Annotated in this window: 12 protein-coding genes; 9 read left to right on the top strand and 3 right to left on the bottom strand. The window is 32.4% G+C overall.

The annotated features are described in order from the left end of the window. Nucleotides 1-25: 25 nt before the first annotated feature. Nucleotides 26-514 (bottom strand): DinB family protein, encoded by a 489-nt coding sequence (locus tag LNQ81_RS08700; protein ID WP_229945958.1) that lies wholly within the window; start codon nt 512-514, stop codon nt 26-28. Nucleotides 515-717: 203 nt separating this feature from the next. Here LNQ81_RS08700 and LNQ81_RS08695 point away from each other — a divergent pair, with 203 nt between their 5' ends. The 5 genes from LNQ81_RS08695 to porT all read left to right on the top strand — a co-directional run bounded on the left by LNQ81_RS08695 (nt 718) and on the right by porT (nt 5,565). Beyond that, nucleotides 718-1,611, top strand: a complete 894-nt coding sequence (locus LNQ81_RS08695) for an IS1595 family transposase (RefSeq protein ID WP_229945071.1) — start codon at nt 718-720, stop codon at nt 1,609-1,611. Between the two features lie 150 nt (nt 1,612-1,761). Further along, nucleotides 1,762-3,210: an alanine/glycine:cation symporter family protein gene (locus tag LNQ81_RS08690; protein WP_229945957.1), complete on the top strand. Its 1,449-nt coding sequence runs from the start codon at nt 1,762-1,764 to the stop codon at nt 3,208-3,210. 54 nt (nt 3,211-3,264) lie between these two features. After that, entirely contained in the window at nt 3,265-3,825 is a 561-nt protein-coding gene (locus LNQ81_RS08685; RefSeq protein WP_229945956.1) for a GNAT family N-acetyltransferase, read from the top strand. Nucleotides 3,826-4,037: 212 nt separating this feature from the next. Further along, nucleotides 4,038-4,766, top strand: coding sequence for a bifunctional demethylmenaquinone methyltransferase/2-methoxy-6-polyprenyl-1,4-benzoquinol methylase UbiE (gene ubiE, locus LNQ81_RS08680; RefSeq protein ID WP_121966859.1), 729 nt, complete (start codon nt 4,038-4,040; stop codon nt 4,764-4,766). Between the two features lies 1 nt (nt 4,767). Then, a complete protein-coding gene (gene porT / locus LNQ81_RS08675; RefSeq protein WP_229945954.1) occupies nt 4,768-5,565 on the top strand; it encodes a type IX secretion/gliding motility protein PorT/SprT in 798 nt (265 codons plus the stop codon). Nucleotides 5,566-5,770: 205 nt separating this feature from the next. Here porT and LNQ81_RS08670 read toward each other — a convergent pair whose 3' ends face one another. Continuing rightward, the gene (locus LNQ81_RS08670) at nt 5,771-6,505 is read right to left on the bottom strand and encodes a TrmH family RNA methyltransferase (protein ID WP_229945952.1); all 735 of its coding nucleotides are present in this window, start codon (nt 6,503-6,505) and stop codon (nt 5,771-5,773) included. A gap of 78 nt (nt 6,506-6,583) precedes the next feature. On the opposite strand from LNQ81_RS08670, the gene tamL reads away from it, so the two are divergent. From tamL to accD, 3 genes are read left to right on the top strand one after another with little or no spacing between them, the layout of a single operon-like run. Beyond that, nucleotides 6,584-9,112, top strand: a complete 2,529-nt coding sequence (gene tamL, locus LNQ81_RS08665) for a translocation and assembly module lipoprotein TamL (RefSeq protein ID WP_229945947.1) — start codon at nt 6,584-6,586, stop codon at nt 9,110-9,112. Between the two features lie 47 nt (nt 9,113-9,159). Next, the gene (gene fbaA, locus LNQ81_RS08660) at nt 9,160-10,227 is read left to right on the top strand and encodes a class II fructose-bisphosphate aldolase (protein WP_229945945.1); all 1,068 of its coding nucleotides are present in this window, start codon (nt 9,160-9,162) and stop codon (nt 10,225-10,227) included. Between the two features lie 43 nt (nt 10,228-10,270). Continuing rightward, nucleotides 10,271-11,125, top strand: a complete 855-nt coding sequence (gene accD / locus LNQ81_RS08655; protein ID WP_229945943.1) for an acetyl-CoA carboxylase, carboxyltransferase subunit beta — start codon at nt 10,271-10,273, stop codon at nt 11,123-11,125. A gap of 97 nt (nt 11,126-11,222) precedes the next feature. Here accD and LNQ81_RS08650 read toward each other — a convergent pair whose 3' ends face one another. Beyond that, on the bottom strand, nt 11,223-12,470 hold the full coding sequence (locus LNQ81_RS08650; RefSeq protein WP_229945941.1) for an ABC transporter permease: 1,248 nt from the start codon (nt 12,468-12,470) through the stop codon (nt 11,223-11,225). Between the two features lie 183 nt (nt 12,471-12,653). Here LNQ81_RS08650 and purH point away from each other — a divergent pair, with 183 nt between their 5' ends. Further along, on the top strand, nt 12,654-14,180 hold the full coding sequence (gene purH / locus LNQ81_RS08645; RefSeq protein ID WP_229945939.1) for a bifunctional phosphoribosylaminoimidazolecarboxamide formyltransferase/IMP cyclohydrolase: 1,527 nt from the start codon (nt 12,654-12,656) through the stop codon (nt 14,178-14,180). The last annotated feature ends 16 nt before the right edge of the window (nt 14,181-14,196 follow it).

The raw sequence follows: 14,196 nt of genomic DNA, 5'->3' as shown, positions 1-14,196 counted from the left end.
TCGATGAGTGGCTATTTTTGTTTTATTACTTATCTAAATATCGCTCTTTCAATATATCTAAATGATGAAGGCTATGTCCATATATTAACCTCCCTATCTCTTCTACTGATATCACATAGTGTACTACTTGATTTTGTAGAGCGAGAGCCTCAGTAGTAAACCCTTTAAACTCATAGTAGATACTTTTCATCAGGGATACATACTCCTCTACTAGCTCATTAACTTCTTTCTGCTCACCTCTTGCATAATCAATATACTGATTTTCATCAAAGCCACTCAGGATACCTGTGTCTTGACGCGCTATATGTAATGCTCTATAACTAAAGATTCGCTCACAATCAATAAGGTGTTGTACTACTTCTTTTACCGTCCACTTATCTTCTGCATAAGCATAATCCCATTTATCCGCTTCAGTTACTCTCGTTAAGACGTCAGTTATAACGGTTATTCTAACTAATAAAGCTTCTTCTACTTTACATCCCTCCGATCTCTTAATATAATCTGTATGTCCCATAAATTATTATTATGTTTTTATACTCTCATAGTACTTATTCTCTTTCTCTAAAGAACATAAACAATAACTAACATTTATTATTCAAAAGTTCTAAATTAAATAGTTTTCAACAATCACTTGATTTTATCAACAAAAAAATAAAGAAATCATTTTTTTGAGTTATTAAATTAACTTCCGTACATTAGTATCTTAAAATCAACAGTATGGAAATTTTTAAGGGTCAAAACATTCTTAACTTAGTAAAAGAACTACCAGATGACGAATCTTGTAAAGCTTATCTAAGTAAAATAAAGTGGTCAAACGGTTTTACTTGTGTAAAATGTGGACACAAAAAAGGTTGCTTAAAATCTAATCATTCATACTATTGCTATAACTGTGAGCATGTTGAAAGCTCAACAGCTAATACCTTATTTCACAAAGTCAAATTTGGTTTACATAAAGCATTTATGATTGTGTTTGAAATGACAACTTCTACCAAAAGCATATCTAGTATTCAAATGGGTAAACGCTATGGTATAAGCCAGCCAACAGCGTGGGGCTTTATGCATAAAGTTCGTTTAGCTATGCAAAGTAGCGAGCAATCTCCTATGACTGAGACAGTCCATGTTGATGAGTTTGTTGTAGGGGGATACGAACAAGGAAAACCAGGAAGAAGTTACGACACCAAAAAAGCTAAAGCAGTGATAGCTGTAGAGTTAAATACTGAAAGAAAAGTAAAAAGAGCCTATGTTAAGTGTATTGACGATTACTCTGCTAAGTCATTAACTACTATATTCGAACAACACATTTCAGAAGATGCTAATGTAGTTACAGATAAATGGAGGGGATACAATCCCTTGAAAAAAAAGTATAACATCACTCAAAAAGAAAGTGATAAAGGTGCTAATTTTAAAGAATTACACGTGATAATTCACCAACTTAAATCCTGGATTAGAACTGTACCTTCACATATCAATAAGAAATACATCCAAGCTTACTTTAATGAGTTCGTATATAGATTAAATAGATCCTTATTTAAGGAAACTATTTTTCATAACACAATTGTAAAGATGGTTAAAGCGAAACCAACTACTTTAAATATGATTAGCGGAAACTAAACAGATAACTCAATCATTTTTATTTTTAAAAAATAAAACTTTAACATATTGTAATTCATAAAATTTACTTAATTTTTACCTCATAAAATAATACAGGAGCACTAAGCCTCCTAAAACAAACGAAAATAAAACAAACGCACACAACACACAATGGAAGAAATTATTAAACAAGTAAATGACCTAATCTGGTCAAACATATTTATCGCGCTCTGTCTATGCGCTGGACTATACTTCACTATTACAACCAAATTTGTTCAGATTAGATATTTTCGCCACATGATTAAGCTCCTATTTACTGAAGGTTCTTCTGATAAAGGAGTCAGTCCATTTCAGGCATTTAGTATGGCAATAGCTGGGCGTGTAGGAGTAGGAAATATTGTAGGGGTAGCAACTGCCATTGCAGCAGGAGGTCCTGGAGCTATCTTTTGGATGTGGGCGATAGCATTCTTAGGCAGTGCATCAGCATTTATAGAATCAACTCTAGCACAAATATATAAAGTAGATAAAAATGGGCAATACGTTGGAGGTCCAGCATTTTACATAGAAAGAGGAATGAAAAATAAGGCATTTGCCTTATTCTTTTCAATTGTAACATTGATAAGCTGTGGATTATTTCTGCCAAGTATACAAAGCAACAGTATCGCTGTAAGTATGAATCACGCATTCTCTATACCTACCTGGGCAAGTGGAATAGCTATATGTTTATTCTTAGGGTTCTCGGTTTTCGGAGGTGCCAAAAAGATGGGTCTTATCGCACAGATAGTTGTACCATTTATGGCTACTGCTTACATTATCATGGCTATCATTATTATTGGATTTCACATCCAAGATATACCAAGCGTTTTTGCCCTTATTTTTAGATCAGCGTTTAATCTTGAATCCGCATTTAGTGGAGTATTTGGAGCAGCGATTGCTTGGGGAGTAAAAAGAGGTATTTACTCTAATGAAGCAGGACAAGGAACAGCACCCCATGCCGCTGCTGCATCTGAAACATCACACCCAGTAAAACAAGGATTAGTACAAGCATTCTCCGTATATGTAGATACTTTATTTGTATGTACTGCTACCGCTTTAATGATTTTATTCACAAATTCATACAACGTAATTGATGATTCAGGAAATTATATCGTACAGAATATGCCTGGGATAGAAGCAGGAGCGGCATACACTGTAAAAGCAGTAGCTACTCATTTTCCTTTAATCGCATCACAATTCATTGCTATAGCCCTAACATTCTTTGCGATTACTACTGCAATGTCTTATGTCTTTATTGCCGAATCAAACTTTGAATACCTAAGTAAACAAAAAAACACAATCTTAAGATGGATTATGCGTAGTATCATACTAGGTATAGTATACTTTGGTTCTATAAGTGAACCAAGTGTGGCATGGGGCATTGGAGATATTGGTGTAGGAGCAATGGCATGGATTAATATCATTGCAATATTTCTACTCAGAAAACCAGCTATGTTAGCCCTTAAAGATTATATGAAACAGCGAAAAGAAGGCAAAGATCCAATATTTGAACCTTCAAAAGTAGGAATTGAAAATGCTTCTGAAGAATGGGATAAAATCAATGAAAGACGTTCCCATAACTAACAAGCTAGCATTAGTTATTCTTTTATACCTTTGCATTAATTCAAAATAATAAAAATGAACTATACAATTAGACATGCTAAAAGAGAAGATTATGACGTCGTTCCAGAATTAATGCTACAAGCAATGGAAGAAATCGTCTTTACTTTTATCCAAAAAGAAGATATAGAAGAAGCGATTAATTTTCTAACCATACTGTTCAGAAAACCTAATAATCTATATAGTTATGAGAATACATTCGTAGCTATAGACACAGAAGGTGATATCGTGGGTTCAGTGACAGGGTATAATGGTGATAACTTTATCTCACTAAGAGAACCTGTATTAGAATTAATGAGACAACAATATAACAATGATACAATACCAGAAACAGAAACAGCAGGTGGAGAGTACTACTTAGATACTGTAGCTGTATCTCCTATTGTACAAGGAAAAGGTGTGGGAAGTCATTTGTTAAAATACGCTGTAGATTACGCTAAATCACAAGGACATAAACAGGTAGGACTTATTGTAGATTTAGAAAATCCAAATGCTATGAAGTTATACACGCGTTTAGGTTTTAAACAAGGTGAACAACTAGAGTTCGCAGGTGGAGATTACTACCATATGTATATATAACACATTAATCCTGAGTATAACTATTCAGGATTTTTTGTTTAGCAACAATCTCGTATAATTATGTATGTAAACTATACATCTACTAATCACAGGTGATCATCTATTTTTTTAAAGACTAATCTTTTTTAAAAAAGAAGATAATCGCTAATTTGACTATGAACAGAAGTAACCAATTGGCTTTTAATAATTATATTTGTCCAAAATATAATACAATGTCAAAAAATATAACTCCATACGAAGGATCTGAATTAGGAAAAAAGCAACAAGTAGAACAAATGTTTGATACTATTTCAGGTAACTATGATAGCCTAAATAGAATGATTACTTTTGGTACAGACCAAGGATGGAGAAGAAAAGTACTAAAACTAGTGTCTGAACAAAAGCCAAACACTATATTAGACATTGCTACAGGTACAGGTGACTTAGCTATTCTACTGTCTAAGACAGATGCGCCTAAAATAACAGGATTAGACTTGTCTGCAGGAATGCTAGAAGTAGGTAAACAAAAGATTAAAGCTCTTAATCTAGAGAATAGAATCGATATGGTACAAGGTGATTCAGAGAATCTACCATTTGAGGACAATTCTTTTGATGCTATAACAGTAGGTTTTGGTATTAGAAATTTTGAGAATTTAGAAAAAGGATTATCTGAGATTTTACGCGTTTTAAAACCAGGAGGGATATTTGTTATATTAGAAACATCTGTTCCTACTAAATTTCCATTTAAACAAGGTTACTTCTTTTATACACAGAATGTAATGCCGTTTATGGGAAAACTGTTCTCTAAAGACCAAAAAGCATATAAGTATTTGTCTGATTCTGCTAAAAATTTCCCTTTTGGAGAAGCTTTAAACAATATTTTAAGAAAAGTTGGGTTTAAAGATGTAAAGCATCTTCCCCAAACGATGGGAATTGCTACTATTTATTCATCTTCAAAATAATATGAAAAGACTAATTGTATTTATTATAATCCTATTCGCTAGCTCTCAATCTTATGGGCAATGGATATTTGGCAAAAACCCAATGCTCAACAAGAGAGACTGGGACAAGCAACGTGTGCATTGGGGCTACTATCTAGGATTCAACTCTTACAATTACAAGTTTAACTATGACGCAAATTACTATCATAAGTTACAAGAACTAAAAGAAAAGTACCCAAACGATTTTACAGAAATACAAGTCAAATCATCTTTTGGCTTTAATGTAGGATTAGTAGGTAATCTAAGGTTAATGGAATATATAGACCTTCGTTTTGAACCAGGTTTATCATATGCAAAAAGAGAACTTTCATTTCCTAGAGCACTCATTTATGATTACTATGCAAACCAACATAGCAATCCTAATCCAACAGAATTTGAATTAAATAGTTCTTCTATTAAATCAACTAGTTCAACATACCTCCACTTTCCCTTACTATTAAAATTCTCTGCACTTCGAACAGGTAATGTTCGTCCATATGTACTAGCAGGAGTATCGCTAGACTTAAACTTGAGTAGCAACAATAAAGTAGATGGTGATAATTATGAAGGTATATGGAGGGTAGAAAAGTTAACGACTAATTACGAAATTGGAGCAGGTATAGATTTTTACTTTGAATATTTCAAATTCTCTCCATCTATACGTGGTGTATTTGGCATCAATGATGAATTAATCAGAGATAAAAACGCAAATAGTCCATGGACTGGAAATATAGAATCAATGAAATCTAGGGGTATATTTATCAACTTCACATTTCACTAACAATACAGCACTAAAAAAGGGATATCTAACTTCGATATCCCTTTTTTAGTGCTGTATTGTTAAAGTATACGTGCAGATTACATGCAGTTCTATTGCTAAAGGAAAGTCCCTAAGCACGAAATCCTCAAAGAATATGCACTTAGTAAGCAACTATCTCCAAGGTCAGCATCTTTCGATGATATAAAATAACCTTTTACTTACGTATTTAAAAATTATGTCTTCTAAACTCACTTAATACTATTGAAGCAGCCATTGCTACATTTAGACTTTCTGTTTGTTGTAAATTTCCATATCTAGGTATTGCTATCTTCTCTGTAACTAACTCTTCGATTTCATTAGAAATACCATTAGCTTCATTACCCATCACTATAATCCCGTGATTAACTATAGTCTTCTGATAGATATTCTCACCATCCATAAATGTACCATATACAGGCACATCTCCACCATCTCGTATTAATGTAGGTAAATCTCCATAAACAATATTAACTCTAGAGATAGACCCCATAGTAGCTTGTACTACTTTAGGATTATATACATCTACTGTTTCATTTGTACATATAATATTCTTTATGCCAAACCAATCACATAAACGTATAATAGTACCTAGGTTACCCGGATCTCGGATATCGTCTAGAGCGACAATTAGGTCATTATAATTGACAGGCTTCTCTTCTGTACAATGAAATACTGCTAAAGAATTAGAAGTAGTACTCAGTGCTGACATTTTTTTTAAATCATCTTTACTGACAATAGAAATCTTCGACTGTGGAACACTAAACTTAAGTTCTTCTGTACAATAGATATGCTCTAAAACCAATGTAGATTTCACTAATTCACTGATTACTTTAACACCCTCTGCAATAAAAAGTTGATGTTCTTTTCTATATTTTTTTTGATGTAAACTCTTAATTAATTTGATTTGGTTTTTCGTAACCATAAAAAACTGTATTTTTGACTGATAATTGACTATACTACTTTGAGCAAATTTTTACCAAAAATACTACTAATTCTATTAATGAGCATATGTTTTTTTTCTTGCTCAATAACAGAAAAAGTGCCTACTAATAGAGCGCTATTAGTAGACAATACCATTTATGAAAATGGTAAAAAGACTTCTAAGGAAGAGGTTATAGCACAGCTATACCAACATCCTAATAGTACTTTTCCGATGACCAATATTAGATTACGCCTATATTTATACAATATGGCTAGACCTAATGCAGATTCACTATATCACGTGTGGTTAAAAAACAACCCTAGTAAAGAAAAGACATTAGAAAGTGTACTTTCAAAAAAACAAGTTAATCGATTGGGGGAATCATTTATTGTTTCTGGTATCAACAATTTTCTACTCAAAACAGGGGAAGCGCCTGTATTATATGATTCCTTAAGAACTAATAAGTCTATTACCCGTCTTAAAAATTATTATTTTAACAAAGGATATTTTGATACACAAATAACAACTAAGTTAGATACAACATCTATAAAAAAAGTAAAAAATGCTTATTCTATAACTACTGGCGAGCCTTATATCATCGATAGCATTAGTACAAAAATTAGTACAAAAGAATTAGATAGTTTATATTTAACTTCCAAAGCGAAGAGTAAAATCAAAGCAAATACAGTATTTGATGTTAAAAATTTTGAAGAAGAACGCAAAAGATTAGCAGTAGATTTCAGAAATAACGGTGCTTACTACTTCCAAGAACTAAATATCAGATATGAAGTAGACACTATTCTTCACAAAAAGAACAAAGCTAATATAGAATTAATCATAGACCCAAGAACAGTAAAGTCAGGCGATACATTAATCCAAGTTCCTTTTAAGATTTATAAAATTACTGATGTTAATATATTTACAGATAACAGTTCTAAAAACAAAGAAGTAGTCTTAGATAGTATTAAATACAATAACTTTAATATATACAGTTCAACTAAACTCCAGTACAAGCCAAAAGCACTTACAGATGCCATTTTCATAACAAAAGGAAGTGTTTTTAGCGATTTTAGACGAGTACTAACTTCGCGTTCTATTAGTAACTTAAGAACCTTTAACTACCCCGTTATAGAGTATGTTGAAGATAAAAGAGATCCACTAGGAGAATCTCTTATCACGAACATATACCTTACTTCTCGCAAAAAGATGACGTTTAATCCTTCCTTAGATGTATCACACTCAAATATTCAAGATTTTGGTATCGGCGGAAGTGTAGGACTGCTATTTCGAAATGTTTTTAGAGGAGCAGAAATCCTTGAAATAAACCTAAAAGGGTCTATGGGATCTTCTAGACAAATGAGTAACCCTAATGACGTGTTTTTTAATGTAACAGAATATGGTGGAGATATAAAACTGACATTTCCTCGTTTATTGTTTCCTATAAAAACTGAACGATTAATTCCAAAAAGTATGTTACCAACTACTTCGATGAGTTTCGGTCATACCAAACAACGCAATATTGGGTTAGATAAAAACAGTTTAACAACAATTATCAACTATACTTGGTTGCCATCTAGAAGAAACAGCTTCAGTGTAGATTTAGCAAATATACAATACATCAGAAATACAAATCCAAATAACTACTTCAGCGTATATAAATCTTCTTATGAAAGACTTAATAAGATTTCTAAAGATTATGATAATGTAGATCATACTTATTATGATAACAATGGAAATCTAACGATAACTGAAGGAGGAAGTAATAAATTTATTACTGACGCTTTGGCTCCTAACAACCCTCTTGAGATCAACTCTCAAGATTATAGGGAAATTAGAAGTATAGAAGAAAGACGTCTTAGATTATCAGAGAACAATTTAATTATTGCTAGTAATATAATCTTCACCAATACTACCCGTACTAATATCGCTGATAATGATTTCTATACGCTTAAAGCTAAAGTAGAATCTGCAGGTGGGCTAATGAACTTATTAATGAAAAACACAAGTTCGAAGGAAGGTACTACTGGTAAAAAAACAATAATGGATGTCGAATTTTCTCAATATGTAAAAACAGAAATTGATTATATAAAATACTGGGATTTAGGTAAAAAACGCGTTATTGCTATGCGTTTATTTGGTGGTTTAGCTATTCCTTATGGAAACTCCAACTCAATACCATTCTCTAGAAGTTATTATTCAGGAGGTTCTAATGACAATCGCGGATGGCAATCTTATAGATTAGGTCCAGGAAAAAGCGGTGGTATCAATGATTTCAATGAAGCAAATATGAAATTATTATTCAGTACAGAATATAGATTTAATCTAGGAGGTAAATGGTATGGAGCATTATTTGTCGATGCTTCTAACATCTGGAATGTATTTGATGATATTATTGATAAAGATTATACTTTTCAAGGCTTTTCTTCTTTAAAAGATATGGCAGTAGCATCTGGATTAGGATTAAGATATGACTTTAGTTTCTTTGTATTCAGATTAGACTTAGGATTCAAAACCTATAATCCAGCGCAAGATAAAGGTAGAAAATGGCTTAAAGAGTTTAACATTAAGGAATCGGTCTTCAACGTTGGTATTAATTATCCATTCTAAATCAAATAATAATTAGTATTTTTGTACAAAATTTAAAACACACAACTATGGCTCATAATATTAAACCAGGAGTTGCATTTGGAGATCAAGTGCAAGATATTTTTAAGTTTGCAAAAGAGCGCGGGTTTGCTTTACCTGCTGTTAACGTAACGAGTTCTAGTACTATTAATGCTGTACTAGAAACTGCAGCTAAACTAAACTCACCAGTAATTATTCAATTTTCTAATGGAGGAGCTTCTTTTATGGCAGGAAAAGGGTTGTCTAATGATAATCAAAAATCTGCAATCGTAGGAGCTATTGCAGGAGCAAAACTAGTACATACATTAGCAGAAGCTTATGGAGTGGCTGTTATTCTACACACTGACCACTGTGCAAAGAAACTTTTACCATGGATTGATGGATTATTAGAAGCTGGTGAAGAACATATGAAACAATATGGTAAACCTCTATTCAGTTCACACATGATCGACTTATCAGAGGAGCCTATTAAAGAAAATATAGAGATTTCTAAAAAATACCTAGACCGTATGGATAAACTAGGTATGACATTAGAAATCGAATTAGGTATTACAGGAGGTGAAGAAGATGGTGTAGATAATACAGATGTAGATTCATCAAGATTATACACGCAACCAGAAGAAGTAGACTATGCTTATGAAGAGCTTTCTAAAATAAGCAAAAGGTTTACAATAGCTGCTTCGTTTGGTAACGTACATGGGGTTTATAAACCAGGTAACGTTAAACTAACACCTGTAATCCTGAAAAACTCTCAAGAATATGTAGCTAAGAAACATAATCTTGGTCATAACCCAGTAGACTTTGTATTCCATGGAGGATCTGGTTCTTCAGTAGAAGAAATCAGAGAAGCTATTGGATATGGTGTAATCAAAATGAATATTGATACAGATACTCAATTTGCATACACAGAAGGAATCAGAGACTATATGGTATCAAAAATAGACTATTTAAAAACTCAAATAGGTAATCCAGAAGGATCAGACGTTCCTAATAAGAAATTCTATGATCCTAGAACATGGGTTAGACAAGGAGAATTAACTTTAATCGCTCGATTAGAACAAGCATTCGAAGATTTAAATAACGTAAACACGTTATAATTCCCCCTTGCTTTCAAATTAGTATAAACAAAAGAAACATTTTATGGCTTGGTTTAAAAGGAAAGAAAAAGGTATTCAGACGCCAACAGAAGACAAAAAAGATATTCCAAAAGGATTATGGTATAAATCACCAACAGGAAAAATAATTGATCAAGATCAATTAGAACAAAATTTATGGGTAAGTCCAGAAGATGGATATCACGTTCGTATTGGTAGTAAAGAGTATTTTGAGATTCTTTTTGACAACAACGACTACAAAGAAATAGCCAAAAGCCTTTCTTCAAAAGATATTTTAAAATTTGAAGATACTAAGAAGTATGTAGATCGCTTAAAAGAAGCAATGACTAAAACACAATTAAAAGATGCTGTTAGAGTTGCTGTTGGTCAATCAAAAGGAGAAAAATTAGTAGTAGCTGCAATGGATTTTGCTTTTATTGGAGGATCTATGGGATCTGTAGTAGGAGAAAAAATCGCACGTGGAATAGACTACTCACTAAAAAACAACATACCATTCATGATGATTTCAAAATCAGGAGGAGCTCGTATGATGGAAGCTGGTTTTTCGTTAATGCAAATGGCAAAAACATCTGCTAAATTAGCTCAATTAAGCGATGCTAAGATTCCATACATTTCATTATGTACAGATCCTACAACTGGTGGTATTTCGGCTTCTTTTGCGATGTTAGGAGATATAAACATAGCTGAACCAGGTGCATTAATTGGTTTCGCAGGACCACGTATTGTAAAAGACACAACTGGTAAAGATTTGCCAGAAGGATTCCAAACTTCTGAGTTTTTATTAGAGCATGGTTTCCTAGATTTTATTACACATAGAAGAGATCTTAAAAAGAATGTAAATCAATATTTAGATTTAATCTTAAACAGACCTATGAGATAACTTATCTATCGGTTATAACTTTTAAAAAGGATGTTAGCTTTATAAACTAACATCCTTTTCTTATTGTATTACATATCAATCTTCACCATCCTAGTGGCTACCCTCCCATGCGTATTGCTTCTACTGGATCTAATAACGCCGCAGATCTAGCAGGCAAGTATCCAGATAAAATCCCTATAAACACTGATAATCCCAATCCTATCAAAATATTATATCCACTTAACACAAATTCAAAATCTAAAAACTTTGTAACCAAAAAACCTATCCCCCATACCATCAAAATCCCAACAAAACCTCCTAATACAGCTAAAACAACTGCTTCAAACAAAAATTGAAACAATATAAAGCGACTCTTAGCTCCAATTGCCTTTTGAATACCTATGAGGTGTGTTCTCTCCTTTACTGATACAAACATTATGTTGGCAATCCCAAATCCTCCTACTAACAAAGAGAATCCACTTATAATCCATCCTACAACATTCATTTGACCAATAATTTTTTCAATCATATCAAGCATTCCACCAAAAACATTAACAAAGAAGTTGTTTTCATCACTTTCTTTTAAGCCTCTATAAATTCTCAACTTTGCTATTATTTCTTCTTCAAAATGCTTTATATCCACATTTTTATTAGGTTTTAAAATAACTACTGTTGTAGTAACCAAGCTATTATCACCAAACATCTGTCTCATAATATTTACTGGCATATATGCACTTTCATCTTGACTCCCCCCTATACTTAACGCTCCTTGTTTTTCAATAACACCAATTACAGTAAATCGCTTACCATATAAACGCACTATTTGGCCAACAGGGTTAGATTCACCAAATAAAGCCTGAGCTACTTCATGTCCAATAACAACTACTGGGACACCATTAATGGATTCAGATTCATTAAAAAACCTTCCATGAACTATCTTCACATTATCTAGATATTGCATATCAGAAGAACATGGTCTTACAAAAATCTCTGCATAATTAGATTCATATTTCACTTGTTCAGATTTTGTGAAATAATTAAATGAAGCGTACTCTAATGATGCCAAGTTCTTCTTTAAATATTCGTATTCATCATATTTCATTTTTGGATATTGTTCATACTTCCACTTAGGTATATCAGTAGGTCCAAATGAACGATTAAAAACATAAATCATATTACGGTCAAACCCGCTTAATTCACTCTTTATATTTCGATCCATAGAATCAACAGCAGCAAGTACAGCAATAATAGAAAAAATCCCAATAGTCACACCTAGAAAAGAAAGAGTAGTACGCAATTTATTTGCGCGAAGAGCATTTAAAGCAAAATTAAAACTAGTCCCTAAAAGTCTTAAGTACACCATCATTAATACTGATTACAAGAGTTTTACATCATAATTATTATAACAATCCAAATACATTTGAACAGATAATATTCTAAGTTAAACATTATTCGAAAAAATATAAGAAATAAAGCAAAAAAACTTCTTAATTAAACTTTATAAATACATACACAATAGTTACTTTTGCTCCTTAACAAAAAACACAACATGATCACAACTAAAAAAATTCAGTCAGCACTTATTTCTGTTTTTGATAAAAATGGATTAGAACCTATTGTTAAAGAGTTACATAAGCACAATGTAACGATTTATTCTACTGGTGGAACTGAAACGTTCATTAAAGAATTAAATATTCCTGTAGTACCTGTAGAAGATGTAACATCTTACCCATCAATATTAGGAGGTCGAGTAAAAACATTGCATCCTAAAGTTTTTGGAGGAATTCTAAATAGACAAGACCATGAAGGTGACGTTGCACAAATGCAAGAATATAATATCCCTCAGATAGATTTAGTTATAGTAGATTTATATCCATTTGAAAATACTGTAGCATCAGGAGCATCTGAAGCAGACATTATTGAAAAAATAGATATCGGAGGTATTTCACTAATCAGAGCTGCTGCAAAAAACTTTAAAGATACTGTTATAGTTCCTTCAGTTAACGAATACGAACTATTCTTACAAATGCTTCAAAATAATAATGGAGCAACTAGTTTAAAAGAAAGAAAACTTCTTGCTACTAAAGCGTTCCATGTTTCTTCACACTACGATGGTGCTATTTTTAATTACTTCAATGCAGATGATAGCATTTTAAAAATTAGCCATGCAAATGGAAATGAGTTAAGATATGGAGAGAACCCACATCAAAAAGGACAATTCTTTGGAAACTTTGATAGTTTATTTGATAAACTACATGGTAAAGAATTATCGTACAACAACTTACTTGATGTAGATGCTGCTGTTAACTTAATGAATGAATTTAAGAATGAAGCTCCTACATTTGCAATTCTAAAACATAACAATGCATGTGGTGTAGCACAGAGAAGTACTATGAAAGAAGCGTACTTAGACGCACTAGCAGGTGATCCTACTTCAGCTTTCGGAGGAGTACTAATAGCTAATGGTGATATCGACATAGCTACAGCTGAAGAAATAAACAAGCTATTCTGTGAAGTTGTAATCGCACCGAGTTATAGTACTGAGGCAATTGAGATTCTAAAAGAAAAGAAAAACAGAATTATATTAGTAATAAAAGAAACAGAACTACCTAAGAAACAAGTACGTACTTGTCTTAATGGAATTCTTGTACAAGATAAAGACAATGTAACAGACAATAAAGCATTATTAACTAACGTTACAAAGTTATCCCCTTCTGACAAGGAAATAGAAGATTTATTATTTGCTTCTAAAATATGTAAACACACTAAATCTAACACTATTGTTTTAGTTAAAGATGGGCAACTATGCTCTTCAGGAACTGGTCAAACGTCACGTGTAGATGCTTTACGCCAAGCTATAGAAAAAGCTAATTCTTTCAATATCGAATTAAAAGGTGCTGTTATGGCTAGTGATGCATTCTTTCCATTTCCAGACTGTGTAGAAATTGCATATAATGCAGGAATTACAGCTGTTATACAGCCAGGAGGATCAATAAAAGATGATTTAAGTATCAATTATTGTAATGAAAATAATATTGCAATGGTTTGTACTGGAATTCGCCATTTTAAACATTAATTTACTACTTTTGTAA

Origin of the sequence: Myroides oncorhynchi, from assembly GCF_020905415.1 — a bacterium.
Taxonomy (GTDB): Bacteria; Bacteroidota; Bacteroidia; order Flavobacteriales; family Flavobacteriaceae; genus Flavobacterium; species Flavobacterium oncorhynchi_A.
This window is presented reverse-complemented; position numbering and strand designations above follow the sequence as displayed.

What these genes read in the sequence shown, in the direction of transcription:
- LNQ81_RS08700 (WP_229945958.1), bottom strand. Translation starts at nt 514, where the DNA reads ATGGGACATACAGATTATATTAAGAGATCGGAGGGATGTAAAGTAGAA.
- LNQ81_RS08695 (WP_229945071.1), top strand. Translation starts at nt 718, where the DNA reads ATGGAAATTTTTAAGGGTCAAAACATTCTTAACTTAGTAAAAGAACTA.
- LNQ81_RS08690 (WP_229945957.1), top strand. Translation starts at nt 1,762, where the DNA reads ATGGAAGAAATTATTAAACAAGTAAATGACCTAATCTGGTCAAACATA.
- LNQ81_RS08685 (WP_229945956.1), top strand. Translation starts at nt 3,265, where the DNA reads ATGAACTATACAATTAGACATGCTAAAAGAGAAGATTATGACGTCGTT.
- ubiE (WP_121966859.1), top strand. Translation starts at nt 4,038, where the DNA reads ATGTCAAAAAATATAACTCCATACGAAGGATCTGAATTAGGAAAAAAG.
- porT (WP_229945954.1), top strand. Translation starts at nt 4,768, where the DNA reads ATGAAAAGACTAATTGTATTTATTATAATCCTATTCGCTAGCTCTCAA.
- LNQ81_RS08670 (WP_229945952.1), bottom strand. Translation starts at nt 6,505, where the DNA reads ATGGTTACGAAAAACCAAATCAAATTAATTAAGAGTTTACATCAAAAA.
- tamL (WP_229945947.1), top strand. Translation starts at nt 6,584, where the DNA reads ATGAGCATATGTTTTTTTTCTTGCTCAATAACAGAAAAAGTGCCTACT.
- fbaA (WP_229945945.1), top strand. Translation starts at nt 9,160, where the DNA reads ATGGCTCATAATATTAAACCAGGAGTTGCATTTGGAGATCAAGTGCAA.
- accD (WP_229945943.1), top strand. Translation starts at nt 10,271, where the DNA reads ATGGCTTGGTTTAAAAGGAAAGAAAAAGGTATTCAGACGCCAACAGAA.
- LNQ81_RS08650 (WP_229945941.1), bottom strand. Translation starts at nt 12,470, where the DNA reads ATGATGGTGTACTTAAGACTTTTAGGGACTAGTTTTAATTTTGCTTTA.
- purH (WP_229945939.1), top strand. Translation starts at nt 12,654, where the DNA reads ATGATCACAACTAAAAAAATTCAGTCAGCACTTATTTCTGTTTTTGAT.